Origin of the sequence: Halomonas sp. M1 (assembly GCF_029581375.1) — a bacterium.
Classification (GTDB): Bacteria; Pseudomonadota; Gammaproteobacteria; order Pseudomonadales; family Halomonadaceae; genus Vreelandella.
Map to the genome: position 1 here is coordinate 2,121,078 of NZ_CP121119.1, position 23,530 is coordinate 2,144,607.

General features: G+C 54.1%; 21 protein-coding genes. 16 read left to right on the forward strand and 5 right to left on the reverse strand.

The genetic code is table 11. From position 1 onward, the window contains the following. Positions 1–40: 40 nt before the first annotated feature. Positions 41–529, reverse strand: a complete 489-nt coding sequence (locus tag P8S54_RS09630; protein ID WP_281441568.1) for a MarR family winged helix-turn-helix transcriptional regulator — start codon at positions 527–529, stop codon at positions 41–43. A gap of 443 nt (positions 530–972) precedes the next feature. On the opposite strand from P8S54_RS09630, the gene P8S54_RS09635 reads away from it, so the two are divergent. The 7 genes from P8S54_RS09635 (at position 973) to P8S54_RS09665 (ending at position 8,377) form a co-directional block, all read left to right on the forward strand. Next, positions 973–1,941, forward strand: a complete 969-nt coding sequence (locus P8S54_RS09635; RefSeq protein WP_281441569.1) for an MBL fold metallo-hydrolase — start codon at positions 973–975, stop codon at positions 1,939–1,941. A gap of 76 nt (positions 1,942–2,017) precedes the next feature. Beyond that, positions 2,018–3,748, forward strand: a complete 1,731-nt coding sequence (locus P8S54_RS09640) for an FAD-dependent oxidoreductase (protein ID WP_281441570.1) — start codon at positions 2,018–2,020, stop codon at positions 3,746–3,748. Continuing rightward, on the forward strand, positions 3,735–3,935 hold the full coding sequence (locus P8S54_RS09645) for a DUF2783 domain-containing protein (protein WP_281441571.1): 201 nt from the start codon (positions 3,735–3,737) through the stop codon (positions 3,933–3,935). Before P8S54_RS09640 ends, P8S54_RS09645 begins: the two co-directional genes overlap by 14 nt. 82 nt (positions 3,936–4,017) lie before the next feature. Further along, on the forward strand, positions 4,018–5,325 hold the full coding sequence (gene hmgA, locus P8S54_RS09650; protein WP_281441572.1) for a homogentisate 1,2-dioxygenase: 1,308 nt from the start codon (positions 4,018–4,020) through the stop codon (positions 5,323–5,325). A gap of 57 nt (positions 5,326–5,382) precedes the next feature. Beyond that, positions 5,383–6,402 (forward strand): fumarylacetoacetate hydrolase family protein, encoded by a 1,020-nt coding sequence (locus P8S54_RS09655; protein WP_281441573.1) that lies wholly within the window; start codon positions 5,383–5,385, stop codon positions 6,400–6,402. A gap of 25 nt (positions 6,403–6,427) precedes the next feature. Then, positions 6,428–7,072: a maleylacetoacetate isomerase gene (gene maiA / locus P8S54_RS09660; protein ID WP_281441574.1), complete on the forward strand. Its 645-nt coding sequence runs from the start codon at positions 6,428–6,430 to the stop codon at positions 7,070–7,072. Between the two features lie 102 nt (positions 7,073–7,174). Beyond that, positions 7,175–8,377 carry a multidrug effflux MFS transporter gene (locus tag P8S54_RS09665; RefSeq protein ID WP_281441575.1) on the forward strand — a complete coding sequence of 401 codons (1,203 nt, stop codon included), beginning with the start codon at positions 7,175–7,177 and terminating at the stop codon, positions 8,375–8,377. A 116-nt stretch (positions 8,378–8,493) separates the two neighbouring features. On the opposite strand, the gene P8S54_RS09670 is transcribed toward P8S54_RS09665, so the two are convergent. Then, positions 8,494–12,009, reverse strand: coding sequence for an indolepyruvate ferredoxin oxidoreductase family protein (locus P8S54_RS09670; protein ID WP_281441576.1), 3,516 nt, complete (start codon positions 12,007–12,009; stop codon positions 8,494–8,496). A 177-nt stretch (positions 12,010–12,186) separates the two neighbouring features. Between P8S54_RS09670 and P8S54_RS09675 the strand changes: the two genes are divergently transcribed. The 3 genes from P8S54_RS09675 to P8S54_RS09685 all read left to right on the forward strand — a co-directional run bounded on the left by P8S54_RS09675 (position 12,187) and on the right by P8S54_RS09685 (position 14,636). Then, positions 12,187–12,669, forward strand: coding sequence for an Lrp/AsnC family transcriptional regulator (locus tag P8S54_RS09675; protein WP_009096087.1), 483 nt, complete (start codon positions 12,187–12,189; stop codon positions 12,667–12,669). Between the two features lie 255 nt (positions 12,670–12,924). Continuing rightward, positions 12,925–13,980 carry a TRAP transporter substrate-binding protein gene (locus P8S54_RS09680; RefSeq protein WP_281441577.1) on the forward strand — a complete coding sequence of 352 codons (1,056 nt, stop codon included), beginning with the start codon at positions 12,925–12,927 and terminating at the stop codon, positions 13,978–13,980. Positions 13,981–14,204: 224 nt separating this feature from the next. Next, positions 14,205–14,636 carry a hypothetical protein gene (locus tag P8S54_RS09685; protein WP_281441578.1) on the forward strand — a complete coding sequence of 144 codons (432 nt, stop codon included), beginning with the start codon at positions 14,205–14,207 and terminating at the stop codon, positions 14,634–14,636. A 160-nt stretch (positions 14,637–14,796) separates the two neighbouring features. On the opposite strand, the gene P8S54_RS09690 is transcribed toward P8S54_RS09685, so the two are convergent. The 3 genes from P8S54_RS09690 to P8S54_RS09700 form a co-directional block, all read right to left on the reverse strand. Next, complete coding sequence (locus P8S54_RS09690) at positions 14,797–16,257, reverse strand: sodium-dependent transporter (RefSeq protein ID WP_281441579.1); 1,461 nt, start codon at positions 16,255–16,257, stop codon at positions 14,797–14,799. A 369-nt stretch (positions 16,258–16,626) separates the two neighbouring features. Further along, complete coding sequence (locus tag P8S54_RS09695; protein WP_281441580.1) at positions 16,627–18,213, reverse strand: sigma-54-dependent transcriptional regulator; 1,587 nt, start codon at positions 18,211–18,213, stop codon at positions 16,627–16,629. 85 nt (positions 18,214–18,298) lie between these two features. Then, positions 18,299–18,775 carry an Lrp/AsnC family transcriptional regulator gene (locus P8S54_RS09700; RefSeq protein WP_281441581.1) on the reverse strand — a complete coding sequence of 159 codons (477 nt, stop codon included), beginning with the start codon at positions 18,773–18,775 and terminating at the stop codon, positions 18,299–18,301. A 127-nt stretch (positions 18,776–18,902) separates the two neighbouring features. Between P8S54_RS09700 and hppD the strand changes: the two genes are divergently transcribed. The 6 genes from hppD to P8S54_RS09730 all read left to right on the forward strand — a co-directional run bounded on the left by hppD (position 18,903) and on the right by P8S54_RS09730 (position 23,484). After that, positions 18,903–20,009 carry a 4-hydroxyphenylpyruvate dioxygenase gene (hppD, locus tag P8S54_RS09705; protein WP_281441582.1) on the forward strand — a complete coding sequence of 369 codons (1,107 nt, stop codon included), beginning with the start codon at positions 18,903–18,905 and terminating at the stop codon, positions 20,007–20,009. Between the two features lie 31 nt (positions 20,010–20,040). Further along, the gene (locus tag P8S54_RS09710; RefSeq protein WP_281441583.1) at positions 20,041–20,430 is read left to right on the forward strand and encodes a Rieske 2Fe-2S domain-containing protein; all 390 of its coding nucleotides are present in this window, start codon (positions 20,041–20,043) and stop codon (positions 20,428–20,430) included. A gap of 291 nt (positions 20,431–20,721) precedes the next feature. Further along, positions 20,722–21,348: a hypothetical protein gene (locus tag P8S54_RS09715; protein ID WP_281441584.1), complete on the forward strand. Its 627-nt coding sequence runs from the start codon at positions 20,722–20,724 to the stop codon at positions 21,346–21,348. A 41-nt stretch (positions 21,349–21,389) separates the two neighbouring features. Beyond that, positions 21,390–22,424 carry a WYL domain-containing protein gene (locus P8S54_RS09720; protein WP_281441585.1) on the forward strand — a complete coding sequence of 345 codons (1,035 nt, stop codon included), beginning with the start codon at positions 21,390–21,392 and terminating at the stop codon, positions 22,422–22,424. Positions 22,425–22,465: 41 nt separating this feature from the next. Continuing rightward, positions 22,466–22,981, forward strand: a complete 516-nt coding sequence (locus tag P8S54_RS09725; protein ID WP_281441586.1) for a gamma-glutamylcyclotransferase family protein — start codon at positions 22,466–22,468, stop codon at positions 22,979–22,981. Continuing rightward, positions 22,981–23,484, forward strand: a complete 504-nt coding sequence (locus P8S54_RS09730; RefSeq protein ID WP_281441587.1) for an opioid growth factor receptor-related protein — start codon at positions 22,981–22,983, stop codon at positions 23,482–23,484. Before P8S54_RS09725 ends, P8S54_RS09730 begins: the two co-directional genes overlap by 1 nt. The last annotated feature ends 46 nt before the right edge of the window (positions 23,485–23,530 follow it).

Sequence of the window (23,530 nt, forward strand, 5' to 3'; positions counted from 1 at the left end):
TGCATTCGCCAACGTGTCTCGTTTTGCCTCTCTCTGGCCTTTAGCCAATTCTCTCCAACTGCCGTTCAAGCTTGCGCATGGTATTAAGCAGGTCACGATACTCACCAACGCTTAGGGTTGACACCAGATTGGCTTCCCACGCCTGAGCTTCTGGCACTAACTTATTGAGTAGCGCTTGCCCGGCGTCTGTCAGCTGTAAGTCATGTAATCGCTGATCCTGCTGTGATGGTGTCCGGCTTATCAGTCCACGATCTTCCAGCGACTGAATAGCGCGAGACACGCGTGCCTTATCCATATTGGTGTAAGCACAGACCTTCTTAGCGGTTAAATCATCACAGTGGCTAAGCCACGCAAGCACACGCCACTGGGCGATGTTGAGCTCATAGGACTCAGCATAAAGCTTCTCTAACGCCTGGCTGATGCGGTCAGCGAGGCGATTCAGCTGATAGGGTAGAAACTGATTAAGGTCTAGCTCTGCCCTGGCTGAAGAGTCCAAAGAGGCCTCGCCGTCTGCTTTATCCATCGTCATTGTATTTCTCCTAGAGCCGCCGGATGATGGCAAAAAAACAGCACGATAGCTGGGAATATGGGCACCAGCAACGCGCCTATCACACTGATATTGTGCCTCGTCAGCACCTCTCGTGGCGGCATAAACTCCATGTCTCGATATAGCAGCAGGCGCATCAAACGCGTGACTGACATCACTCCTCGTTAAAGCTAGTGAGCCTCTATGAAGCTCATCACAGCCGTGAACACTGCCCCCACATGGTATCTTATGCAACCAATTTACAGATTTTAATCATTAGACCTAGGTCTTATTTTGCATTAAACAGCTGATTTTTTCAGATTTATTGTTAATACCTTGCAAAAAAAGACCCAGCCGGCACACAGCATACTGGACATTTAGTTTCATAAGAAACTATCCTCCTGTCGTACAACGATCTGAATCACCCTGATAGCACCGGAGATACCATGAGCAAGAAATTCGCATCCCATGCCGATACTGAAGAGAAACAGATCAGTTTCATCAAGCTGGCAGAAGGGCTTTACGCCTACACGGCCGAAGGTGATCCCAATACCGGTATTGTGATTGGCGATGACAGCGTAATGGTCATCGACACCCAGGCCACGCCCATCATGGCCCAGGACGTTATCCGCCGTATTCGCGAGGTAACTGACCTGCCGATTAAGCATGTGGTCATGAGCCACTACCATGCGGTGCGTGTTCTCGGTGCTTCGGCGTACGATGCTGAGAACATCTACGCAAGCCAGAACACCTATGACCTGATTGTAGAGCGTGGCCAGCAAGACTATGAATCAGAAGTCGGCCGCTTCCCGCGCCTGTTCAAAGGGGTCGATTCTGTCCCTGGTTTAACCTGGCCAACCACTGTCTTCCAGGAAAAACTGACCGTCTTCATGGGTGAGCGCGAGGTACAGATCATCCACTTGGGCTGCGGACACACCAAGGGCGACACCATCGTCTGGTTACCGAAAGAAAAAGTGATGTTTGCCGGCGACCTGGTTGAGTATGGCGCGACCCCCTACACCGGCGATGCTTACCACGAAGACTGGCCTGCCACGCTTGACCGCCTGCAGGCCATGCAGCCTCAAAAGCTGGTGCCCGGCCGCGGCGATGCACTGCAAACTGCCGAACAGTGCCAGGAAGCTATTCAAGGCACCCGCGACTTCTTGAATGACATGTACGGAAGCGTCAAAGCCGGTAAGGCAGCGGGCAAATCACTCTCTGAGTGCTACGCCGAGACCTACGCGCTACTTAAGCCGAAGTATGGCCACTGGGTCATTTTCGATCACTGTGTGCCTTTCGACATCACTCGCTGCTACGACGAAGCAGGCGGCGAATACCCAGATCCCCGCATCTGGACGGCAGAGCGCGATACCGCTATGTGGCACTCGCTGCAAGACGCCGTTGAAAATCAGTAAGTGCCTCACCAGTGACACCCACTGATCATGCCCAGCTGTCGGGGGCAACGCACCCGACGCTGTAGGGGAGTAATAGATGCCAACAACCTATAAAAATCCTGTCTATCCTTACCGACGCCCGCCTGAGCTCGATGCTCCAGGCGTTCGCCATTACCCGGTAGTGATTGTCGGTGCTGGGCCCAGCGGCCTCGCTGCCGCTATCGACTTGGCTCAGCAAGGCATTAATTCGATTGTCCTGGACGATAACAACACCGTTAGCGTCGGGTCACGGGCACTGTGCTTTGCTAAACGTTCGCTGGAAATTGTCGACCGCCTGGGCTGTGTCGAGCCGATGCTTGAAAAAGGCGTTACTTGGCAGCACGGCCGCGTCTTTTTCCAAGACCGCGAAGTCTACGACTTCAACCTGCTGCCAGAAGACGGCCACCGTATCCCGGCCTTTATTAACTTGCAGCAGTATTACTTTGAAGAGTTTCTGGTCAACCGCGCTCACGACTTTGCTGAACAGATTGATCTTCGTTGGAAGCATAAGGTCATTGATGTTGACGCTCAGCCAGAAAGCACCGCCATCAAGGTCTCGACTCAGGAGGGTGATTATCAACTGACCTGTGACTATCTCCTTGTCTCGGATGGCGCAAACAGCCGAATCCGCGACATGCTGGGCCTTGAGTGCAAAGGCCAGGTATTTCAGGACCGCTTCCTGATTGCTGATGTGGTGATGAAGGCCGACTTCCCAACAGAGCGCTGGTTCTGGTTTGACCCGCCCTTCCACCCCAATCAATCGGTGCTGCTACATAAAGAACCCGACAATGTGTGGCGTATCGACTTCCAGCTAGGCTGGGACGCTGACCCGGAAGAAGAGAAGAAAGAAGAGAACATTCGCCCACGCGTACAGGCAATGCTTGGCCAAGACGTGGAGTTTGAGCTTGAGTGGGCCAGTGTCTATACCTTCCGTTGCCGCAAGATGGATAACTTCATTCATCACAGCGTGATATTTATGGGCGATGCGGCTCATCAAGTATCCCCCTTTGGTGCCAGGGGCGCGAATGGAGCCCTACAGGGCGTGGAAAACTTAGCCTGGAAATTGGCTCGCGTTCTCAAACAGCAGGCGCCAACGACGCTTTTGTCCACGTACAATACCGAGCGCCAGCACGGCGCGGCAGAAAACATCCTTAACTCTACCCGCGCCACTGATTTTATTACCCCGAAGAGCCATATCAGCCAAGTGTTCCGCGATGTGACGCTGGAGCTGGCTGAGAAACATGCCTTCGCACGTAGTCTGGTCAACAGTGGCCGCCTTTCCATGCCGTGTCGCTATGACAACTCACCGCTGAATACGCCCGATGTTGATGGTGGCCCAAGCGAGTTGCGCCCAGGTAGTCCAACCAAGGACGCGCCCATTCGATTGGGAGAACAGAACGCCTGGCTACTCAATCAATTTGGTAATGGTTTTGTGCTGTTACTCGACGGCCGTGTTGATGATAGGCACGCCGCCACACTTGCCGCACCGTTGAGAGAGCTGTTAGGCCGTCGCACTGATTTAAGCCTGGTGGTCGTTGGTCCAGCACCAGATGAGCTTAGCGCTTTACCGCGCACTATCATCGTTGACGATGTTGAAGGTCTAGTGACAGAGCGATACGGCTTGAAGGCAGGTGCCGGATACCTTATCCGCCCTGACCAACACGTTGCTGCTCGCTGGCACGCCGTTACAGCTCACAAGGTTGAAGATGCTCTAGACCGTGCGCTAGGCGTTCATCTTGCAGGTACCGCTGACACTACCTTCCAGGAAAGTTGCCATGCCAAAGCTTGAACTGAATCCGAATTTCACTGACCCGGACGCCTTTTACGCGGCACTTACAGCGCTGCATCGTGACCGCAGCGACGCCGAAAGCGAACGCATCAATGCCCGCCTGATCCTGTTACTTGCCAACCACGTCGGCGATCAAGCGGTGCTCAAAGAGGCGATGGCCCATGCAGCCTGTGACGGCGATCAATAGCCGCGCCATAGGTTTATAACAATTTAGCTTTAACAAAATATACGTTTATCAAACTAACGTTCAAATAAAGCAGGACCTAACAATGACTGAACAGTTAAGCTATCAAAACGGCTTTCATAATCACTTTTCAAGCGAAGCGCTGCCGGGCGCCCTGCCGATTGGGCAAAACTCACCCCAACGCTGCGCTTACGGCCTATACGCGGAACAGTTAACCGGTTCCGCGTTCACTGCACCGCGTCATCAAAACTTTCGCAGCTGGCTCTACCGCATTCGCCCGTCCGTTGTTCAGAGCGCGTATCAGCCGCTAGAAAACAAAAACATCCATACGGCTCCGTTAGACAAACCTGCGGCGGACCCCAACCAGATGCGCTGGGATCCCGTTGCTATTCCAGATGCACCGACTGATTTTATCGATGGCTTGTTTACCATTGCGGTCAACGGGGATGCGGGAACCCAAGCTGGCGTGGGCGTGCATGTTTATACATTCAATAAAGACATGACCGAGCGGTTTTTCTACAACGCCGATGGCGAACTGCTCTTCGTGCCGCAAATGGGCGCCATTCGTTTACGCACCGAATTTGGTGACATCGAGATTGATAACGGAGAGATTGCCGTTATCCCACGTGGCGTGAAGTTCCAAGTGCGCAGGGCACAGGGGGTTGACGCTGCGCGGGGATATATTTGCGAGAACTACGGCAGTCCTTTAGAGCTACCCGGCCTCGGCCCCATCGGAGCTAACGGTTTAGCCAACCCACGTGACTTCCAAAGCCCCGTGGCAGCCTATGAAGACCTTGAAGGCGATTACCGCTTAGTGGCTAAGTTCTCTGGACGCTTCTGGGAGACAAAGCTCAACCATTCACCGTTAGACGTGGTGGCGTGGCACGGCAACTGCGCGCCCTATAAATATAATCTGGCTAACTTTAACACCATCAATACGGTGAGCTTCGACCACCCAGACCCATCAATCTTTACCGTCTTGACGTCACCCTCTGATACGTCGGGAATGGCCAATCTTGATTTTGTCATTTTTCCACCGCGCTGGATGGTTGCCGAGAACACCTTCAGGCCACCCTGGTTCCACCGTAACCTGATGAGCGAGTTTATGGGGCTTATCCACGGTGAATATGACGCCAAAGCGGAAGGCTTCACCCCAGGCGGCGCCAGCCTACATAACTCTATGTCGCCCCACGGCCCGGATGCTGAGACATTTGAAAAAGCCTCCAACGCCGAGCTGAAGCCCCAGTTCCTGGGGGACACACTGGCCTTCATGTTTGAAAGCCGCTACTTCTTCCATCCGACCCCTGCGGCGCTGGATGCGGACTTCCGCCAACGTGATTATGTTGATGTCTGGTCAACGCTGCGTTCGCACTTCGATCCAAACCAGCCCTAACACTATTATAACGAGTGGGGCTGCGCGCCCCACCCTGATGACAAGGATTGAATCATTATGAAACTTGCAACACTTAAAAAGGGGCGCGATGGGGCGCTCATCATTGTCTCCCGTGACCTCACTCGTGCAGTGAGCGCTGACGATATTGCTCCCACGCTGCAAGCCGCCATTGAAAATTGGGAAGCGGTTAGCCCGCCGCTTGAAGCGCGCTATGCACAGCTGAACAGCGGTGATGCTGACGGCGCTTTTGAACTTGACCAGCGCGCACTGCACTCCCCGTTACCGCGTGCCTACCAGTGGGCCGACGGCTCCGCCTACCTGAACCATGTCAAGCTGGTACGCCAGGCACGTAATGCCGAGATGCCTGAAACCTTTTGGACCGACCCGCTGATGTACCAGGGCGGTAGCGACTACTTCCTAGCCCCCACTGACGATATTGAGGCGGTGAGTGAAGAGCATGGCATCGACTTTGAGGGCGAGATCGCCGTTATCACCGATGACGTACCCATGGCCGTGACCCCAGAGGAAGCCGCCAAGCACATTAAGCTCGTAATGCTGGTTAACGATGTGAGCCTACGTGGCCTTATCCCTGGCGAACTTGCTAAGGGCTTCGGCTTTTTCCAAGCGAAACCGGCCTCTTCATTCTCGCCCATTGCCGTTACCCCTGACGAGCTAGGCGACGCCTGGCAAGAGGGCAAGGTGCACCTTCCGCTGACCGTGCACCTTAATGGCGAGAAGTTTGGCGAGCCGGAAGCGGGTCCCGATATGATTTTCAGCTTCCCACAGCTGGTTGCCCATGCGGCTAAGACTCGATATCTCGGCGCGGGTGCTGTGATTGGCTCGGGCACTATTTCTAACCCAGACCCCGACGGCGGCCCTGGAAAGCCAGTGGCTGATGGTGGTGTAGGCTATAGTTGCTTGGCCGAAGTACGCATGGTCGAGCAGATACTCCACGGCCAGGTGAAAACGCCCTTTATGCGCTTTGGCGACCGAGTTCGTATCGAAATGTTCGACCGCGATGGCCACAACATCTTTGGCACGATTGATCAACAAGTCGTGAAGTATCAGCCCAAATAAAGCACGGCAATATAAGGAAAGCGACATGACGACGCTTTACGGCTACTTCCGCTCGTCGGCTGCGTATCGGGTGCGCATCGCCTTAAACCTCAAGGGTCTGACCTACGACCAGACCCCCGTCAATCTGGTGAAAGGCGAGCAACGGGGTGACGAGCAATTGGCGCGCAACCCGCAGGGGATGGTGCCAAGCTTGGGGCTAGATGACGGTGTAGTGCTCAACCAGTCACTGGCGATCTGCGAGTACCTTGACGAGGTGTACCCAGCTCCCGCGCTGCTGCCGGCTGACGCCTTAGCGCGCGCGCGGGTGCGTAGCCTTGCGCAGTTAATCGCTTGCGACACTCACCCGCTCAACAACCTGCGGGTACTCAAGTACCTGGTGGGCGAGCTGGGAGCGGACGACAACGCCAAGCTTACCTGGTACCGCCACTGGGTTACCGAGGGATTTACCGCTCTGGAAGCAGCGCTTGCAGGTGGCGCCAATACCGGCGATTTTTGCCATGGCGACACCCCAACGCTTGCGGATATCTGCCTGATTCCCCAGGTGTATAACGCAGAACGCTTCGAGTGCGATTTATCAGCCTACCCGACGATCCAGCGCATCGCTGCCAATTGTCGTGCGCTGCCAGCCTTTGCAAACGCCGCACCGGAGGCGCAGCCTGACGCTAGCTGAGCTTAAGCTAAGAGAAAAGCTAAGCTAGGCAGGTCAGCAATGAGCGGGCGCCTCTCCGCAGGGAAGGCGCCCGTCGCGTGTCTAACCATAAGGAGCTACGGGGTGCTAAAGCTGCCCTCTACCGCCACTATCGTGGCCCTGGCCGCGCTAACGGCGCTCGGCCCGCTGGCGACGGATATGTACTTACCCGCCATGCCCGCCATGGCACAAGCGCTGAATACCGGCCCAGACCAAATCCAGCTAACCCTTAGCCTCTATATGGCTGGATTCGCGCTGGCTCAACTACTGTGCGGCCCAATCTCTGACCGCTTTGGCCGCCGCCCTGTGATGATCGCAGGCCTCTCGCTGTTTCTCGCGGCAAGCCTACTCTGCGCCTGGGCACCAACCGTCGAATGGCTGCTGGCTGGACGCTTCTTGCAGGCCTTCGGCGGTGCTGCTGGCCCGGTGCTAGCAAGGGCCGCAGTGCGCGACATCCACGGGCCTATCGAAGCAGGGCGCATCCTCGCCTATATGGCGAGCACCATGGCGCTCGCCCCTGCCCTGGCTCCTGTTGGGGGTGCGGTATTGCTGCTGTTCTTTGGCTGGGAATCAGTGTTCGTGGTGCTGGCACTTTATGCGGCGGTGATGCTGGCGGTGCTGATACTGATGCTGCCCGAACCGCTAGCGAAGGAGCGGCGGCAGTCGGTTCACCCAAGGGCGATACTCGCTAACTTTCGCCTACTGCTAAGCCAGCGCGCCTTTATTGGCTACACCTTGGTGAATGCGGCCGCTTTTTCCGGGCTGTTCGCGTACCTTTCGGGCTCCTCCTTTGTACTCATCGTGTATATGGGTGTCGCCCCTACCCTTTATGGCGTGCTGTTCACGCTGATTGTCGTGGGCTTTTTTATTGGAACGCTGGCCAGCGGCCGATATAGCCACCGCCTGGGGCGTGATCGCCTTATCACCCTGGGCAGCGTGGTCTGCGCGATAGGCGGAGGAATCATGGCGGGCTTGGCCGTGGTGGGCATTCATCTCCCCTGGGCAGTCGTGGGGCCGCAGATGGTATTCATGCTGGGCGTCGGCATTCTGATGCCGCAAACAATGGCCGGGGCGCTCGCGCCCAACCCACAGTGTGCCGGTGCGGCATCTTCTTTATTTGGTTTCCTGCAAATGACGATTGCCGCTGTGGTAGGTGGATTAGTTGGGCAATTCCACGACGGCAGCTCCCGCACCATGGCCTTGACGATAGGGCTGATGGGGCTGCTCGCCCTGATATGCCACTGGCGACTGGTACGCCGCCGCAACGATCTTAAGAACGCCTTTTGATGCATAGACGTGAAGTTGTATAGCTTTACAAACGCATCGATTTATTAATACATAACAAAAGGCCACGCATTGCGTGGCCTTTTTTACCTATGTGACCCGTCCTGAATAGAGTTGCCTTAAGCAGCTTCGACAGCGATGGTCTTCGAGCGACCTTCACGTAGCTCCTTCAGCAACGTCTCGCGGCGCTCGTTAGCTTTCTCAGCGGCGGCCTCACGAACCGGCCCGAAACCACGAATCTCTTCCGGCAGCTTAGCAAGCGCCAGGGCCGTAGCATGATTTGCCCCGTCAAGACGAGCCACCAGCTCATCAATCAGCTGCTCGTAGTCCGCCAATAGGGCGCGGTCCAGCTTCCGGTCAGCGCTGAAGCGAAACGGGTCCAGCGCCGTGTTACGCAAACCGCGCATCTTTGCCAGCGCGCCCATTGCCTTCAGTACCCAGGGGCCGAAGCGGCGCTTCACAGGACGCCCCTGCGCATCTTTTCGGCCACTCAGAAGCGGCGGTGCCAAGTGGAACCTTAGCTGGTAATCCCCTGCAAATGTTGCGTTGACCTCCTCCAGGAAATCGCTTTGGGTGAAGAGCCGCGCTACTTCGTACTCATCTTTATACGCCATCAAGCGATAAAGCTGATGCGCGACGGCTTCACTCAATGAGTCGCCACCGTTTAACGCGGCCTCTGCGTCACGCACTTTCGTCACCTGGGCGACGTAACGCTCAGCCAAAGCACGGTTCTGATAACTCTCCAGATGGCGGCTATTACGCGCGACCACGTCGTCCAGCGTTGCATTCGCGGACAGTGGCATCGTATCTAAATGCTGCTGAAGGTAGTCGGGTTCCACCGCTGCCAAGCGGCCCCAGGCAAAGGCCTGACGGTTCTTTTCTACGGCGACGCCGTTAAGCTCCAAGGCACGCTGCAGTGCAGGTTCAGAAAGTGGCACTAGCCCCTGTTGCCATGCAAACCCCAGCATCATCATATTGGAAAATACGGTATCTCCTAGCAGCTGTTCCGCCAGGCGATTGGCGTCCAGCGACGCAAAGCGTGCATCTCCCACTGCATCACGCAGCATGTTAAGGCGCTTGCCGGGCTGCATATCCGCATCGCGATAAAGGACATAGTCTGCCGTGGCTAGCTCGGCCAGATTGGCCACAATACGCGTGGTCGGCTGCAGCACATTCAGCGCTTTCTGCGAACTGGCCACCACCATATCGCAAGCGATCATTGCATCGGCCTGACCCGCTTCGATACGTACCTGATTAAGCTCGCTGGGCTGAGATGCCAAGCGGACATAGCTAAGTACCGCCCCGCCTTTTTGCGCAAACCCCATGAAGTCGAGCACACTGGAGCCCTTGCCTTCCAGGTGAGCAGCCATGGTGATCAGCTGGCCAACGGTCACTACGCCTGTGCCGCCAACGCCCCCCACCAGCAGGTCATAAGGGGCCGCCAAAGGGGCAATGGAGGGGCTAGGCAAATGCGACACCCGTTTCCAAAAGGCGTTGTCGGCAGCAACCCCTTGGCCTTTGCGCAGTTCGCCACCTTCAACAGTTACAAAGCTAGGGCAAAAGCCGCTGACACAGGACATATCCTTGTTGCAGGACGACTGGTCGATTTTGCGCTTGCGACCTAACTCGGTCTCGCGAGGCACCACCGATAAACAGTTCGACTGTACCGAGCAGTCACCACAGCCCTCACAGACATGGTGGTTGATAAACACGCGGCGGGCTGGGTCTTCCATCAACCCGCGCTTGCGCCGACGGCGCTTTTCAGCTGCGCATGCCTGGTCATATATCAACACGGTGCAGCCGGGGATCTCGCGCAGTTCACGTTGTAGCGTATCCATCTCTTCGCGGCCGTGGAAAGTCACCCCTTTAGGGAATTCCTTTTCATGCCCCCGGTACTTCTCCGGCTCGTCACTGACCACCATGACCCGGCGAACGCCTTCATCCAGCGATTGCCGAGCAATCATCGGAACATTAATTTGCCCATCCACCGGCTGGCCGCCCGTCATGGCCACCGCATCGTTGAACAGAATTTTGTAGGTAATATTGACGTTGGCAGCTACTGCCTGGCGCACCGCCATTGAGCCGGAGTGAAACCAGGTGCCTTCGCCTAAGTTCTGGAAAATATGACCATTGCCGGTGAAGCGGCTCTTGCCTACCCAGTTAACGCCTTCGCCACCCATCTGAATTAATGATTCGGTGCTGCGGTCCATCCACGAGGCCATAAAGTGGCAACCGATCCCCGCCAGGGCTTTGCTGCCTTCAGGCACTTTCGTCGAGCTGTTGTGTGGGCAACCGGAGCAGAAATACGGCATGCGACGTACACCGCCAAGCTCTTTAACACCTGCTTGGCACGCATCAACGGTTGCTAGTTTGTCGCTAAAATCTATGTTGAAAAAGCGCGCTAAACGCTCTGCAACAAAGCCTGCCAAGAGCCGCGGGCTTAGCTCCCCAACAAAGGGAATCAAGGGCTTGCCGGTTTCATCCTGCTTACCCGTAATCAGCACCTCACCAGGGTGGTCGGGTTCTGACATGTACTCTTTTAGCTGGCTTTCAATAATCCCGCGCTTCTCTTCAATGACCAGCACCTCACGCTTGCCATGAATAAACTCAAGGATGCCATGACGATGCAGTGGCCACACCATCCCGACTTTGTATATCTCGATGCCCAACTCACGCAGCTGCGCTTCATCAATGCCTAGCAAACGCAGCGCTTCCAGCAGATCCAAATGGCCCTTGCCGGTGGTCACCAAACCAAAGGTCGCCTGTTCCTGGGGAAAGAGCCGCTGATCAATCGGGTTAGCCGCAGCAAACGCCTGAACGGCGGCCAACTTGTGCTCAAGGCGGGTCTCAAGCTGCGGCCCCGGCAAGTCGGGCCAGCGATAGTGCAGCCCGCCTTCGGGCACGTCGAATTCGGGCGTTACATATTCCGGTAACGGGGGCACGTCCACCGACGCGCCACTCTCGACGGTTTCAGAAACCGCTTTGAAGCCCACCCAGCAACCCGAGAAACGTGAAAGTGCATAGCCCCACAGCCCAAAGCGTTCATATTCTGCCAATGAAGCAGGGCTCACCACCGGCATAAACCACGCCATAAAGGCAACGTCCGACTGGTGCGGCATTGAGGACGACACGCACCCATGGTCATCACCCGCGACCACCAGCACACCGCCAGTCGGTGAGCTGCCGTAGGCATTGCCGTGCTTTAACGCGTCGCCCGCGCGATCAACGCCTGGCCCTTTGCCATACCACATACCAAAGACGCCATCGACCTGCCTCTCAGGGTCTGTCTCTACCTGCTGGCAGCCCAGCATCATGGTGGCAGCCAGGTCTTCATTGATCGCGGGGACAAAATCGATTTTGTGCGATGCCATAGCGGCTTTCGCTCGCCAAATCTCTTGGTCTACACCGCCCAAGGGAGAGCCACGATAGCCGCTGATGAGACCTGCCGTGTGGCGGCCATCGCGGCGATCAAGCTCGGCCTGGCGCAAAGCGATGCGCACCAACGCCTGGGTGCCGGTTAGAAAGACACGGCCTTCTCCGCGGCTATAGCGGTCAGCCAGCTCGTAGTCATCAAGTGTGATATCGAGAGACGGGTTAGTAGAACCAGCCTGCTCAGCGATTGAGTGGATTGTCATGAGAGATCACCAGTACGGTTGAAGAGTTATAGTTGTAATACGCTTGAGTCTAGCCAAGAGCGCACTAAAGGTGCTTGCTAATTCACTCTTCAAAAGTCTAGTTATTAATCATTCCTTTCATTTTTTTTCTTTAGACGCAATGATATTCAACAAACCACAAATAAATGAAATGACGCCATGAGAGAAGTGACGAAAGAAATCACCTTAGACAGACATGATCAGCGCATTCTTACCCTGCTTCAGCAACAGGGGCGCATTACCAACAATGAGCTTGCCGAACAGATCGGGCTTTCCCCCGCCGCCTGCTGGCGTCGCGTAAAGGCCTTGGAAGAGAGTGGCGTTATCCGCCGTTTTGCTGCGCTGGTGGAGCCCAGCCTAGTGGGCCAGCCACTATCAGCATTGGTCATGGTGACGCTGGTTCGCCATCACATTGACAATACCGTTGAGTTTGAAAATCGCATTCTGCAGTACCCAGAAGTGCTGCAGTGCTACGCCACCACCGGCAACGCCGATTTCGTACTGCGAGTAGTTATTGAAGATATGGCGGCTTACGACCGTTTTCTGAATGAAAAGCTCTTCACCCTAAATGGTATCTCCCAGGTCAGCTCCAATTTCGTGCTACGTAATATCAAAGAAGAGACCGCTATCCCGATTCGCTGACTCCACTGACCGCGGCCGCCAAACTTGTAGATCTTTGAGCACCCGAGTTCTGTAAAACTTAAGACCCAAGACTTAAGTACAATACCAACCGCCCTCAAACTAGTTGCTATTGAAACTATCCAGAGGCATGGTAACCGGTGTGATTTACGCAGCCCCGAGAAGACGCCACTTGCTCGGGGTTAGGCATTACCAATAACAACACAGGCGCTAAGTTTTCGTACAAGGCCTAATAGCGCCGGCTCTGGAGCTTTAAAAATGAACAAACCCGCTCGCTTACTAGTGAGTGCCATCGCTGTTTCAAGCATGGCGTTCAGTATGTCTTCACTTGCACAGTCAACGATCACCGTCAGCACGTGGGGCGGGCCTAATCACGGTGTGAATACCATTGTTTGGCCGACCTGGAAGGCATGGATTGAAGAAGCCACTGATGACCGTGTGACGGTAGAGGTGGTGCATGATATGGGGCCTCCTCCCGCACAAATGGAGATCGTTGCGGATGGTATTGCGGATGCAAGCTGGATTTTTCACGCCCACATGGCGGGCCGCTTTCTAGCCACGCAGTTACCGGAATTCCCGACGTTTGAGGAGTTCTCCTCAGAAGATGCTTCCGCCGCTTATTGGCATACCCATCAAGAGCATTTACAGCAAGCCAATGAGCACCGTGGCGTTGATGTGGTGGCGATGGGCGTGCATGGCCCAGGGCAAATATTTACCCGCGATCAAATACGCTCAATTGATGAGCTTACTGGCAAACGTCTGCGCGTGGGCGGCGGAGTGATGAGTGGCTTAGCCGAGGCAATGTCAGTGACAGGGGTCGCCATTCCTCCAACGGGCACCTACGAAGCGGCCTCCCAAGGCGTTGTTGACGGTGCGATGCTAACACTTGAAAGCTTGCGCAGCTTTCGCGTTGCTGAAGTAGCCCCGCATACCCTTACCGTAGACGGCGGCTTCTATCGCGGCAGCTTTGCGATTGTGATGAACCCGATGTTCTGGGACCAAGTGTCGGACGAAGACCGCGCGGCAATTGAAAGCGTATCGGGCGAGCGGCTTTCACGCCTATTTGGCTACATGATGGATATTTCCGACCAGCGTGGCGTTGAATTTGGTGAAGAAAATGGCGCGACCTTTACCCAAGCATCGGAACAAGACATTGATCACCTGCGGGGCGTCGCCAGCAACTTGCAGGATGCCTGGAGTGAGTCTGTAAAGAGCCGTGGTGTGGACGCGCCAGCAGCGCTTGCCTTCTTTCGTGAGCAGTTAGTCAATGCGGCGGCTGAAGAAAGTATCTCGGCGAGTGTTGTTAGTCACTGAGCCCGCTTTACCCTTCTCGCCGCTGCGCATGGTGGGCGGCGAGAACAACGCTTATCAGCCAATGAGGCTATCAGCCCACCCTCCAGCCTTCCACACTCCATTGTGTCCCCGCCCCCTCTCACCTCTCTGTTTCATTTGAAACCAAATTGACCCCCGTCAAGATAGCCTATCTCTCACCGGTTGATACTGATGCCATCATCAATAACACCGGAGAGAGAATCACCATGAATACTACTAAGAGCACAGACACCACCTCTTGGTGGGAACGCCTGACAGAGCGCTGCTATTTAACGTCAACCACAACGCTAGCGCGCAACGTAAAACAAGAAGCAGGCGCTAGTTATGAGGCGCTTATCCATGACCTAGAAAAACCGCTAGAGCCTCACTTTGAACAAGCAGTAGCAAGGCAGCTGGCGGCAGGGCAACCGGCTCACTTCAGGCCCGCCAGAACCTTAATGCCCGTCATGATGCAGCGCTTCGGCCTTGAGGAAAGCGGACTGATGAATCATCCCGACTATGTCGCACTGCGTGACACCTGCAACGCCTGCGCAGCGGTTGGCGACTGCTGGAAAGCGATGCGAGCGGATGCCGAACTAGATGAGTGCCGTCACATATGTCCCAATGCAAACGCTTTTGATGCTTTAGCAGCTCGGTGAAGCTGATTGATTAACGCTCTCTTTAGCCCCACTTTCAGCGGCTTATGCCTCCACCAACGCATCCCTTTAACGCAAAGCGCTCCCATCAACAGTCGATGGGAGCGCTTTGACGATGCGTCTCAGTTACTTGGTCTTGATGACTTGCTACTGATGACTTGCTTTAGGAAGCTTGGTGGCGCAGTCGCGGGCTAGCGAGCTCGCCCACCACGGTGACAAGCGCCAGCAGAGCCAGTAACCATGGCCACTGAGTGCCTACTTGTAGAGTGGCAATGCCCAGCGCATCGATGAAAATTAACACAATGCCTAGCGGGCTGACATAGCGCACCATAAACAGCCACAGCGTGTGCTGGGTGCGGGTAAGCCCTAGCTCTTCCCTGAATATCTCATTACGCAGCAGGAAGCCTGCCATCAGTGCCATACCTAAGCCACCTAGCGGCATCATCCAGCGGGAAGTTAAATAATCTAGCCAGCCAAAGAAGTTTCGCCCAGCCAGCGACCAATCAGCACCAACATTGAACGACAGCATCGCCAAGGTGCTCACTAACCACAGCACAATACCCACACCCCACGATGCCTGCTTACGCGTCATTCCCTTGCTTCCAGTGAGCCAGGCTACCGTCGCCTCAATCATCGAAATCGACGAGGTAAGCGCCGCCATCGACAGCATCAAAAAGAACAGAATGCCAAACAACGTGCCAAAGGGCATCGCTTGGAACGCCAGCGGCAGGCTCATGAAAATCAGCCCTGGGCCCTCGCCGGGGTTCATTCCGTTAGCAAAAATAATCGGAAAAATAGCCAAGCCAGCCATCAGTGCAACTACGGTATCAGCAATAGCTACGCTAAACGTCGTGCGCGCGATGGAGTGCCCGTCTGGCAAGTAAGAGCCGTAGGTAAGAATCGCACCAGACGCGAGCGATAAGGTAAAGAAGGCATGCCCCAGCGCCGCGAGCAAGCCTTCGCTGCTTAACCCTTCAGTATTGAAGGAAAACAGGAAAGACCACGCGTCGAAAAAACCACCGGAAAAAGCACCGTAGCCAATCAGTATGCCCAGCATAATGACCATGCCCGGCATCATCCAGCTAACACTCTTTTCAATGCCTGCTTGTACGCCCTTGCCCACGATGAACATGGTAAGCACCGTCACCAGCGTGCTCCAGGCGCCTAGCGCAAAAGGGTTCGCATTATTAGCGGCGAAAATTGCTGCCATGTCATCGACGCTATTACCTGCCAAACCGCCACTCAGCATTTTCCACAGATAGGAGAATGACCAGCCAGCGACCACCACATAGAACGACAGGATCATGAACCCACAGAGCATGGCCATCCAGCCGAAGATCGACCAGAAACTGCCGCGGCCCGACTCATGTACCACGCGGCGGATAGCGTCAATTGGGCTGCCCCTTCCGCGGCGGCCGAAGCTGATTTCTGCCATCATGATAGGAACACCTACCGCCAATATGCAGGCCAAATAGACCAGCACGAAAGCGCCACCCCCGAACTCGCCAGTGATGTAAGGAAACTTCCAGATATTACCCAGGCCCACAGCAGAACCTGTGGCTGCCAGTACAAACCCCCAGCGGCCCAGCCACAGCGTTTTGGGAGGCGTATTTGTCGTTGTCATTGGGAAACCTTATGAATTTATATTGTTTTATTAGGCTATTTATTGATGAGCAGCTAGAACAGCTACTTAAAAGCGATTAGCTGCTTATAAAAGCCAACCAACTGCGGTCAACCCGTCATAAAGAGCAATCTATAAAGAGTCTATGGGGATAGCCATGGGGCAGGAATGGGCTTAAATCGCATTCATTGAGACGCTGGCTGCCTAAGCGAGGTGCAACCGTAAACTAATCGTTACACTTAATAAAAAATGCCGAGAGCCGGGGGCCAAGCGTTATATTTCTCTGCCACCCTGTAAATAAATCGTGACAGTTAATTTAACGGCCATGAAAAATTTTATAAAAATCGTCCCAAGTTATCTCTTAGTAATGACTTAAGTGTTGTCTTGGCTATTGTTTTGAGTATCGTCTTGAGCACCTATCCCGTAACGTTTGAGCTTATTGGCAATGGTGGTGTGCGAAACGCCCAACCGCTTGCCCAGCTGGCGGCTGGAGGGGTGCTGCTGATACAGCGTACTTAAGATGTTTCTTTCCACCTCGCCTAGCATGTCGCTCAAGCTTCCCTCTAATGGAATACCCGCCAGCTCAGAAGACACTTCGCTGTAAGGAAGGCGCAAATGCACCGGCTCAATGGCTTTCTCTTCACACAGCGACACCGCCTGGAAGAGCACATTTTCCAGCTGACGCACATTACCCGGCCAGTCGTAGCGGGTGATTTTTTCAAGCGCAGTGGGCGAAAGCTCCGGCAAAGGGCAGCCTATCTGACGCGCTGCACGATCAAGCACATAGGCCGCCAACTCTTCGATGCCGTCCAGGCATTCACGTAACGGTGGCACCTGTAGCGAAAGCACATTGAGCCGGTGATAAAGATCCAGCCGAAACAGCCCTTCACTACATAGCTGTGGCAGGTTTTGTTGAGTGGCACAGATTACTCTGACATCCAGGAAGGTCTCCTCCTCGCTACCCACACGCCGAAAGCCGCCATCCTGAAGAAAACGCAACAGCTTCGTCTGCAGCCGTGGGCTCATTTCGCCGACTTCATCAAGAAAGACCGTGCCACCTTCGTTAAGCTCCAGGAGGCCAAGCTTACCTTCCGGCCGAGCGCCCTCAAAGGCACCAGGTGCGTAACCGAAAAGTTCTGTCTCGGCCATTGATTCGGGAAGCCCAGCACAGTTAAGCACCACAAACGGCGCTTGTCCCCGGGGGCTTGCCAAATGACAGGCCCTGGCCACCAGCTCTTTCCCCGTCCCCGTTTCACCCACAATTAACAGCGGTGCATCCAGTGGCGCCATACGACGCGCCTCGTTGATCACGGCTTCCAATCGCGAACTCGACTGAAAAATGGCCTCAAAGCCACGCAGCTCCTGACGCTGCACTTGGTAAATACGTGCTCCAATACGGTCAGCACGGTGTAACGTCACGACCGCCCCTGCTAGTGAATCCACCTTCGTGTCTTCCATGTGCAGTGGCGCGATATCGGCAAGATACGTGTCACCTTTCAGTTTGATCCGCAGCCCATTGATGCGTGAGTTGTTACGGCGAATCACATCGGGAAGATCCACTTCATCAAGATAACGATCCAGCGAGAGCCCCGGTACTTCTTGAACCCGCACCCCCAATACCTGAACAGCAATACGGTTAGCCGCCACAATCCGGCCCTGCATATCAATCGACATGACGGGGTCAGAAAGCGAGGATAAGAGCGCATCCAGTTCCAAATGACGGCGCTCACTGGGCATCAAGCTAGCGCGCTTAACACTAAACACGCCGGGGATGGCTTCCAATACCGGCTTAAGCGTCAGTAGCTGCGCATTAAGTAAGTTCGGAACATGCAAATAGATGGTATTGCCCTGCTCCCCGCCCACTTCGCCCCGCGCGACATTAATTCGGTAATCAGCAAACTGAGCCACTATATCGCGAAGAATGCCAATTCGATTCTGACAGTAAAACTTAAGGCGCATAGTACCCTCAGGACACAATAAACTCTGTTACTTAGGGAGCCTCTGATTAGGCATTGCTTGAAAAGCCGACGATTTCGGACATAGCCTAACCACCACTCACTGGCAGGCCCTGCGCCTCTTTCATACTACGCAGTATGATTTCAGAGCGGACCTGGGTGACATTAGGATGAGGCAATAAATGATGGTGAATAAAGTCCGAAAATTCAGTTAGGTCCTTGGCTATTACGTGCAGTACATAGTCCGCATCGCCGGATACAGAGTAGGCTTCACGCACCATGGCGTGCTTCGTCAGTAACGCTACGAAATCATCGTCCATGCTTTCACCGTGAGCTTTAAGGTTAACTCTAGTGATGGCACGCAAGCCAAACCCCAGGCTAGCGGCATCTAGCCTCGCCGAATACCCCTTAATCACCCCCTCGGTTTCTAACCGCGCTTTGCGCCGGGAGCACTGAGAGGGAGACAGGCTGACGCGCTCACCCAATTCTGAATTAGTGAGAGCTGAGTTTTTCTGCAATTCTGACAAAATTGCAAGATCGTAACGATCTAGAGAAACCCCATGCATATAAGACTCCAATTGCGCACAAGCTGTGCACTATTTGGCTGCATACGGGGTTAGTTTGCAACCTAATTGCACCGCCTCTTCCCTATACTGATCTTGTCAAATTACAAAACAATAAGGAGAGACAACGATGGGTCCCTTCCCACACAACGCACCCAAAGTAACTATAAGTGATGTAAACCCAGCAGGTACTGATGGTTTTGAATTTGTTGAATTTGCCCACCCAGAGCCAGAAAAATTAGACAGCCTATTTAGGCAAATGGGCTTCATCCCCGTTGCAAAACACCGTGACAAGTCAATCACTGTTTATCGTCAGGGTGACATCAACTACCTGCTTAACAGTGAGCCTGACTCACATGCATCAGCATTTATCGAGGCACACGGCCCATGCGCACCGGCCATGGCCTGGCGCGTAGTTGATGCTCAGCATGCCCTAAAACGTGCCGTTGATTTAGGGGCTGAAGAGTTCACCGGCAATAAATCCATCGATGCGCCTGCGGTGGTTGGCATTGGCGGATCGCTGCTTTACTTTATTGATACGTACGGCGAAAAAGGCAGCTGTTACTCCAATGAGTTTGAGTGGTTAGCTGAGAAAGATCCTAAGCCTAAAGGCTTTGGTTTTTACTATCTTGACCACCTCACTCATAACGTTATTCGCGGCAACATGGACACGTGGTATAAGTTTTATCACGACACCTTTAACTTCCGTGAAATACGCTACTTCGATATCACCGGTAAAGTAACCGGCCTTACAAGCCGTGCATTAACCTCCCCCGACGGTAAAATCCGTATCCCTATTAACGAGAGTGCCGACGATCATAGCCAGATCGAAGAGTACTTACGTGAGTATAACGGCGAAGGTATTCAGCATATCGCCATTGCCACGGACGATATCTATACCGGCACTGACTTAATTGCGGCTGAGGGACTCGAATTTATGCCTGGCCCGCCGAGCATCTATTATGAAAAGTCGCTTGAGCGCGTGAAAGACCACCAGGAGCCTCTCGATAAACTTCGTAACCGTGGCATTTTGATTGATGGTGAAGGCGTCTTGGGCGGTGGCGAAACCAGAATTTTGCTACAAATATTCTCAAAAACGGTGATTGGTCCGATCTTCTTCGAGTTTATCCAGCGTAAAGGCGATGATGGTTTTGGAGAGGGCAATTTTAAAGCACTTTTCGAATCCATCGAAGAGGATCAAATCAACCGCGGCGTGTTGCAAGGCGCTGCAGAATAGTCGCAACGCTGAATAACAGAAAGGAAACCCTGTGCACGACGCTTGGCGTAACTATGCGAATGCCCCCCAAACGGGGGCTATTGTTTGTCCTTCCAACGTCATACAAGAAGGTAAAACACACTGCCTGGAAATCATTAGCAACGAAGGAAGTTTCCCTGTCATTGCAACGCGCATAGAGGGTGCGGTTTATTGCTACGTTAATGCCTGCCCCCACCAATATTTACCTTTAAATTATCGCTCGGACAGTATCATTTCCTCAGATGGAAATCGCTTGCTATGCAGTGCCCATGGAGCAGCGTTTGATAGTAAAACAGGCAACTGCTTAACAGGCGCCTTCGATAAACTTGACGCAATACCAGTGTTTGAAGATCAAGAAGGAAACCTATGCATTGGGCATATCAAATGTAAACAGACCAACTAAAATCTATTACTGCCTAGCTACAAAATAATTTGTCACCTAGCCATTGAGCATATTACAACAAAGATTATTTTTTCAGGTTGGTAGCCGCTGAAAAGAGCTACTGAAAATTGGCCCTAGTGCTCAGAATGCAATACTGCACCTTCCCTGAAGTACCGCAGAGGATACACACATTTTCCTTAAACGCTTGGCTTCAAAGTCTTAAAGCGAATCATCATCGCTTATTTAATGCGGCGTTAGTTGTCGCAGCACTGTCGTAGCATCTTACCTTCTTAACTCAGGGAAGATAAGGATATGGATATACAGACGTGCTCATCAACTGCTTCAGTGACCTCCCAGCAAAAGATGGAGCTTGCCAAGTGGCAAGCGGATCGCGACGCTTGGGCTAACACGCTCCCAGTCATGAATTTTTTAAGTCAGTTTTTGACCCTAACGCCGGTCGTGGCGCCGTCATTTGATTCCGCAAGTACCGATGGGCGTCATCTCTACTTCTGTCCTCGCTACAGCGCTTCCCTTTCCGATGAATCACGCCGTTTTTTACAGGCGCATTTACTCTGGCACTGTGTCGCGGGCCACTTAACGGCGCCGCTAGTCGCTAACCATCACCGCTGGCACCTCGCCTGTGATCATGAGGTGAACGCACTGCTGCTTGAGCTGGGTATTACGCTCCCGTTTGATGCTCTGCTGTTTCCCGTCTGCGTGGGGCGCAGCGCGCAGGCGGTGTATTTGTGGCTGAAAGGACACCCCAACACTTCCTTAGAGAAAACACCCGACATACACCCTGCCGCGCTCTGGGCGCACCTGCCTAATACGGCAACTGAACAGAGCACCGTAGCGCTATGGCGCAACCGTGCTCATTTGCTCGCTCGGGAGACGGATGCGCTGCCCAAGAGAGTCGCTAAGTTTTGTGAGGCACGGTAGACTCTTGCGTTTTCATCATTACTGCCTGGGGTGGCGTCACTATGTCCGATACGCGCGATACGCTTTTTCGCTATTTGACGCTACTACAGCTCATTCCTCGTTACCCTGGGCGCATTTCTACCCCGGTGTTAAAAGAGAAACTCGCGGAACGCGGTTTTCAAATTGATACGCGGTCGTTACAGCGCGATTTAGGTCAAAAACTCTCGACACAATTTCCGATTTGCTGCGACGACAGCCAAAAACCTTACCGTTGGTATTTTGATCGAGAGTTCCAGTGCCACTTACCGGCACTGGACGTGCCGAGTGCGTTAACGCTCGTGCTTGCCGAGGAGTATCTTAAGGGGCTGCTTCCCCCGGTGGTGGTGGGTCAGTTAACGCCCCACTTTAACGATGCACGGCAGTTACTAGACAGCATGGCGTCTAACGGCCTGAGTAAATGGGCCCGCTGCGTGCGTGCGATTCCAAATGGCAAAGCGCTGATTCCCGCCGAGCTGGATGAAGCGACGTGGCAGACGGTCGCTGAGGCCTTGCTGGAACAAAAAGCGATCGACGTGATGTACTTATCACGCACCTCGGAAACAGAAAAACCGTTAACGCTTCATCCCCAGGGGATTGTTAGTCGCCATAGTGCTACTTATTTACTGGCGCACGTCGATGGATTTAAGGATCTACGCCAGTTTGCGCTGCACCGGGTGAAACATGCGGCGTTCAGCCAGCGCGCCTGGCAAGCACGTGACGACTTCGATATTGATCACTATATCCAGAGCGGTGCGTTTGGCTATCGCCAAGGCCCAGATAATGTGGTGTTAGAGGCAGAGATCGCCCATCCGGTCGCTTGGCTATTGCAAGAAACACCGCTATCAGAGCAACAAACAATTGACGCCCTGCCGGACAGCCAGTGGTATCGCCTGACCGCCCATGTGCCCGATGACCAGCAAACCCTGTGGTGGCTGATGGGCATGAGCACCAATGTCAAAGTGCTTGCACCACGTGCGTGGCGAGAGACCCTAAAAGCGAATGCGGCCCTGGTACTGGCACATTATCAGGACACCTCTAACAGCGGCGATACGCACTAAACACGGGCTGTTAATAACCATGTCACGTTAAGGAGAACGCCATGCTCTGCTTTGCTTATGGATCCAATATGTCAACGCAGCGCTTAGCCGCACGGATTCCAGCACGCTTTGTGACCACCGCCCTGCTGCCGTCTTATCGGTTAGCGTTTCATCAGCGTAGTGGGGACGGCTCGGGCAAGTGCGATATTGTGCCTGCGTCAGAGCAGTCAGCGGTATATGGGGTTATTTGGGAGGTCGCTTCTCATCATAAACCCACCCTCGATCGGTACGAGGGGCTTGGCGTGGCCTACAACGAAACCTGGCTGACGGTCACGGATCTTGCCAGTGACCGTCAGTTTGAGGTGCAGGCGTATGTCGGTAACGTCACCGCCCTCGGGCTTCGCCCGTATACATGGTACAAGCACCATGTGCTGGCCGGTGCGCGTGAGCACAGGTTACCCGCCTACTATATTCGCGCGCTGGAACGCATTGAGGCCCACCACGATCACGATGTCGAACGCCACACCCTGGAAATGGCGCTGCATAGTCACGCTGAACCGTTAGAGCGAGGGGCATAATGGACAATGATGCGCGCTTAATCGCGTTTTATCGTGGGGAAGGCCAGGATCATAAAGGACGTCTACTTGAAGAGATCTGGGCACTCTCCTCTTTCTGGCTAGAACATACCCACGACTACATTCAGTGGCTATTCCCCATACCGGAAGCCGGTCGTTTTAATGCGTTTGCGCCCCTGCTGACGAGTGACGTGCAAGCAGCTTTTGAGCGTGAAGAGCCCTTACGCCGCCACCAGCAACGCTCCCTTGATGTCATGCTGGATTTTTTTGGGCTCCTTCGCGATGGCAACGCCATAACCGCCCAGCCGACATTATCGATGCAAACGCACATTTGGTTGAAAGCCGGTGGCCATAACCACCTACGCATTACCCGTATGATTCGGTCGTTAGCACTATGCCATCAGCCAACGTTAGCTCGCGCGGTTCAGCAGGCCGTGATTGAGCTGGGCACACAGCATGGCGTGGTATCAGAAGCATCGTTGCGGTATTGGCGGGAGGCTTTTTAAGTAAATGAGTATGTTTTGCTGTACTGGCCTTTCACTGGGAAGAACG

What these genes read in the sequence shown, in the direction of transcription:
- P8S54_RS09630 (WP_281441568.1), bottom strand. Translation starts at nt 529, where the DNA reads ATGACGATGGATAAAGCAGACGGCGAGGCCTCTTTGGACTCTTCAGCC.
- P8S54_RS09635 (WP_281441569.1), top strand. Translation starts at nt 973, where the DNA reads ATGAGCAAGAAATTCGCATCCCATGCCGATACTGAAGAGAAACAGATC.
- P8S54_RS09640 (WP_281441570.1), top strand. Translation starts at nt 2,018, where the DNA reads ATGCCAACAACCTATAAAAATCCTGTCTATCCTTACCGACGCCCGCCT.
- P8S54_RS09645 (WP_281441571.1), top strand. Translation starts at nt 3,735, where the DNA reads ATGCCAAAGCTTGAACTGAATCCGAATTTCACTGACCCGGACGCCTTT.
- hmgA (WP_281441572.1), top strand. Translation starts at nt 4,018, where the DNA reads ATGACTGAACAGTTAAGCTATCAAAACGGCTTTCATAATCACTTTTCA.
- P8S54_RS09655 (WP_281441573.1), top strand. Translation starts at nt 5,383, where the DNA reads ATGAAACTTGCAACACTTAAAAAGGGGCGCGATGGGGCGCTCATCATT.
- maiA (WP_281441574.1), top strand. Translation starts at nt 6,428, where the DNA reads ATGACGACGCTTTACGGCTACTTCCGCTCGTCGGCTGCGTATCGGGTG.
- P8S54_RS09670 (WP_281441576.1), bottom strand. Translation starts at nt 12,009, where the DNA reads ATGACAATCCACTCAATCGCTGAGCAGGCTGGTTCTACTAACCCGTCT.
- P8S54_RS09675 (WP_009096087.1), top strand. Translation starts at nt 12,187, where the DNA reads ATGAGAGAAGTGACGAAAGAAATCACCTTAGACAGACATGATCAGCGC.
- P8S54_RS09680 (WP_281441577.1), top strand. Translation starts at nt 12,925, where the DNA reads ATGAACAAACCCGCTCGCTTACTAGTGAGTGCCATCGCTGTTTCAAGC.
- P8S54_RS09685 (WP_281441578.1), top strand. Translation starts at nt 14,205, where the DNA reads ATGAATACTACTAAGAGCACAGACACCACCTCTTGGTGGGAACGCCTG.
- P8S54_RS09690 (WP_281441579.1), bottom strand. Translation starts at nt 16,257, where the DNA reads ATGACAACGACAAATACGCCTCCCAAAACGCTGTGGCTGGGCCGCTGG.
- P8S54_RS09695 (WP_281441580.1), bottom strand. Translation starts at nt 18,213, where the DNA reads ATGCGCCTTAAGTTTTACTGTCAGAATCGAATTGGCATTCTTCGCGAT.
- P8S54_RS09700 (WP_281441581.1), bottom strand. Translation starts at nt 18,775, where the DNA reads ATGCATGGGGTTTCTCTAGATCGTTACGATCTTGCAATTTTGTCAGAA.
- hppD (WP_281441582.1), top strand. Translation starts at nt 18,903, where the DNA reads ATGGGTCCCTTCCCACACAACGCACCCAAAGTAACTATAAGTGATGTA.
- P8S54_RS09715 (WP_281441584.1), top strand. Translation starts at nt 20,722, where the DNA reads ATGGATATACAGACGTGCTCATCAACTGCTTCAGTGACCTCCCAGCAA.
- P8S54_RS09720 (WP_281441585.1), top strand. Translation starts at nt 21,390, where the DNA reads ATGTCCGATACGCGCGATACGCTTTTTCGCTATTTGACGCTACTACAG.
- P8S54_RS09725 (WP_281441586.1), top strand. Translation starts at nt 22,466, where the DNA reads ATGCTCTGCTTTGCTTATGGATCCAATATGTCAACGCAGCGCTTAGCC.
- P8S54_RS09730 (WP_281441587.1), top strand. Translation starts at nt 22,981, where the DNA reads ATGGACAATGATGCGCGCTTAATCGCGTTTTATCGTGGGGAAGGCCAG.